The organism is Aeromicrobium sp. REDSEA-S32_B7 (assembly GCF_001626145.1).
Lineage (GTDB): Bacteria > Actinomycetota > Actinomycetes > Propionibacteriales > Nocardioidaceae > Aeromicrobium > Aeromicrobium erythreum.
Genome location: NZ_LUNF01000180.1, coordinates 1 through 2648 on the forward strand (window position 1 = coordinate 1; position 2648 = coordinate 2648).

Annotated in this window: 2 protein-coding genes; both read left to right on the top strand. The window is 74.2% G+C overall.

All coding sequences use genetic code 11. The features are described 5' to 3' along the window. The coding region (locus tag A6Q79_RS12525) for an NADH-ubiquinone oxidoreductase-F iron-sulfur binding region domain-containing protein (protein ID WP_317698492.1) at positions 1-565 on the top strand (565 nt) is incomplete at its 5' end. Then, a partial coding sequence (locus tag A6Q79_RS12530; protein WP_317698494.1) for an NADH-quinone oxidoreductase subunit G occupies positions 562-2648 on the top strand: 2087 nt, incomplete at its 3' end. The genes A6Q79_RS12525 and A6Q79_RS12530, both read left to right, overlap by 4 nt.

A 2648-nucleotide genomic window follows, 5' to 3' on the forward strand; every position in this document is an offset into this window, starting at 1 on the left:
CACCACTCCCGGCCAGTACGAGGCGCCGCTCGGCACCACGCTGCGCGAGCTGCTCGACCTCGGCGGTGGCCTGCGCGACGGTGCCGAGCTGAAGTTCTGGACCCCGGGCGGCTCGTCCACGCCGATCCTCACGGCCGAGCACCTCGACGTCCCCCTCGACTACGAGGGCGTCGGCGCAGCCGGCTCGATGCTCGGCACCAAGGCGCTGCAGGTCTTCGACCAGACGACGTCGGTGGTGCGGTGCGTGCTGCGCTGGACGGAGTTCTACAAGCACGAGTCGTGCGGCAAGTGCACGCCGTGCCGTGAGGGCACCTGGTGGCTGGTCCAGGTGCTGCAGCGTCTCGACGCGGGCCAGGGTCGTGCGGGCGACGTCGAGCTGCTGCTCGACCTCTGCGACAACATCCTCGGCCGGTCCTTCTGCGCCCTCGGCGACGGCGCGACCAGTCCGATCACCTCGGCCGTCCGGCACTTCCGCGACGAGTTCGAGGCGGGGATGCACACCTCGTCGGCGGAGCTGTTCCCGCCCGCCGCGTCCACGCTCTTCGCCGCGGAGGTGAGCGCATGACCGTCGAGGCGTCCCGCGAGACCCAGACCCCGGTCGACCTCGTCACCCTGACCATCGACGACGTCGAGGTGAGCGTGCCGAAGGGCACGCTCGTCATCCGCGCCGCCGAGCTGGTGGGCACCGAGATCCCGCGATTCTGCGACCACCCCTTGCTCGAGCCGGTCGGCGCCTGCCGGCAGTGCCTCGTCGAGGTGCCCGACGCGGGCAACGGGCGCGGGTTCCCCAAGCCCCAGGCCTCCTGCACGCTCGAGGTGGCGCCCGGCATGGTCGTGCGGACGCAGGTGACGTCGCCGGTGGCCGAGAAGGCGCAGCACGGCACCATGGAGCTCCTCCTCGTCAACCACCCGCTCGACTGCCCGGTGTGCGACAAGGGCGGGGAGTGCCCGCTGCAGAACCAGGCGATGAGTCACGGGCGGGGCGAGAGCCGCTTCGCGGAGACCAAGCGGACGTTCCCGAAGCCGTTGGCCGTCTCCGAGCAGGTGCTGCTCGACCGCGAGCGCTGCGTGCTGTGCGCACGCTGCACGCGGTTCTCCGAGCAGATCGCGGGCGACCCGTTCATCGCGCTCGTCGAGCGTGGCGCGCGCCAGCAGGTCGGGATCGGGCCGTCCGTCGACGCCGAGGCGTTCGGCGACCGTGCCGGTGCTGACGGTGAGGGGGGTGGCGAGCAGCCGTTCCACTCCTACTTCTCGGGCAACACCATCCAGATCTGCCCCGTGGGCGCGCTCACCAGCGCCGACTACCGGTTCCGCTCGCGGCCCTTCGACCTCGTCTCGACGCCGAGCGTGGCCGAGCACGACGCGTGCGGTGCCGCGATCCGCGTCGACCACCGCCGGGGTGCCGTCATGCGGCGCCTCGCCGGCGACGACCCCGAGGTCAACGAGGAGTGGGTCACCGACAAGGACCGCTTCGCGTTCACGTGGAGCCGTCAGGACGACCGGCTGCGCACGCCGCTGGTGCGCGACCCCGGCACCGGCGAGCTCGTGCCGACGTCGTGGCCCGGGGCCCTCGCCGCAGCCGCAGCAGGGCTGCGCGAGGCCGCAGGCAAGGTCGGCGTGCTGCCCGGCGGACGCCTGACCGCCGAGGACGCCTACGCCTACAGCGTGTTCGCCCGGGTGGCGCTGGGCACCAACGACATCGACTTCCGCGCACGTCCGCACTCGGCGGAGGAGTCGGCGTTCCTCGCCGCTCGCGTGGCCACCCGCCAGGACGTCGCCACGCGCGACCTCGAGTCGGCGTCGACCGTGCTGCTCGTCGGACTCGAGCCCGAGGACGAGGCCGGCACGCTGTTCCTGAGGCTGCGCAAGGCGTCGCGGCACGGCGTGCGCGTCGTGGCGGTCGGCTCGCACACCACGCGCGGCCTCGCCAAGTGCGGTGGCGAGCTGCTGGCCGCCCGACCTGGCGAGGAGGCCTCGGCCCTCGACGCGATCCAGGACGGCGACGGCTCGGCCGGCGTGGGTCTCGACCCCCGCGCCGTTGTGCTGCTGGGAGAGCGGCTCGCGTCGTCGCCCGGTGCGTTCAGCGCCGCGGTCCGGCTGGCCGAGCGCACCGGCGCCCGTCTCGCGTGGGTGCCGCGCCGCGCCGGCGACCGCGGCGCCGTGGAGACCGGCTGCCTGCCGACCCTGCTGCCCGGCGGCCGGCCCGTCGCCGACGCCGAGGCACGCGCCGACCTCGCCGCGGCGTGGGGCGTGCGCTCCGTGCCCGCGCAGACCGGGCGCGACACCACGGCGATGCTCCGGGCCGTGGCCGAGGGGCAGCTGCGTGCCCTGGTGGTCGGCGGCGTGGAGCTCGACGACCTCCCCGACGCCGCCCTGGCGCGCGAGGCCCTGGCCGCCGCCGACTTCGTCGTGAGCCTCGAGGTGCGTGAGAGCGACGTGACCCGTGTCGCCGACGTCGTCCTCCCGGTGGCGCCGCCGGTCGAGAAGTCGGGCACGTTCGTCACCTGGGAGGGTCGCCTGCGCCCGTTCGGCACCGTGTTGGAGGTGCCCGGCTCGCTCACCGACGTCCGCGTGCTCGCAGGCGTCGCCGAGGAGCTCGGTGCGCCGCTGGGCTTTCGCACCACGGCGGGCGCGATGCGGAGCATGCG